At 36.2% G+C, this 898-nt stretch carries 2 protein-coding genes; both read right to left on the reverse strand.

All coding sequences use genetic code 11. The annotated features are described in order from the left end of the window. Positions 1–34: 34 nt before the first annotated feature. The gene (locus R7Q46_RS25705) at positions 35–640 is read right to left on the reverse strand and encodes a DapH/DapD/GlmU-related protein (protein WP_318078018.1); all 606 of its coding nucleotides are present in this window, start codon (positions 638–640) and stop codon (positions 35–37) included. A 50-nt stretch (positions 641–690) separates the two neighbouring features. Further along, the coding region (locus tag R7Q46_RS25710; protein WP_318078019.1) for a hypothetical protein at positions 691–898 on the reverse strand (208 nt) is incomplete at its 5' end.

Here is an 898-nt window from a genome sequence, read left to right on the forward strand (position 1 = left end):
GCCGACAATACTATAAACTAATTAAACAACATCGCTAATCAATATTAAGAGCTTCTATTATGGGGGCATTTGCCCTCACTATTTTGTTCTTTTCAACATTCTGCGATATCAAACAACCAGCGCCAATAACACTGTTATCTCCGATCTCAACGCCTTGCAGAATGGTCACATTTGCACCAATAAACACATTTCGACCGATTATGATTGGCTTACATGTGTAATCTGATGTCTTTCTTTTATCAGGAGAAAGTGGATGAAAATTACTCCCCAAACACATAAAACCGGGACCAATTAATGTTTCATCACCTATATGTATAGAGGATTTATCAGCAATAATAGCACTACCATTGTTAATCATAACATTTCGACCGATTTCGATAGTACTTTCTTCGCCTCGGGCTTCTATATATACTTCTGAAAGTCGCAATTGTGGAGATGTGTCATAACCCAAACAAACACCATCACCAATACTAACCCTTCCTTTACCCACAATCTTGACAGGCTGACTAATAGAAATATCCCTCCCAATTTCTGTCTGACCTTCCCTAAATAACGCATAAAATAAGAACTTTCTCCGGTATATACACAAAGCAAACTTTCTGTATTTGGCTATTATTTTTTTAATAATTAGATATCTCATACCAACATTACCACCTAAAGCTCAATGACAGAAGTAACTAGCAATCCTGCTCAACAACTAGAATTTCTGAAATACTTCTTTACTCTTCTATTGAATTTAAACAATCGACTTAACTTAACACCTCGGGAAAAGTAAGCCTTCCATGCTTGAGCTTTACTATCAAATTCTCCACTAAAGAGAGCTCTTAATATTTCCACAAACAGATGTTTTTCATCTAGGGCTTTAACTACCTCTGTATTTCCTACAGCCTTAGCATCT

It is taken from the genome of Vibrio sp. 811 (assembly GCF_033339195.1).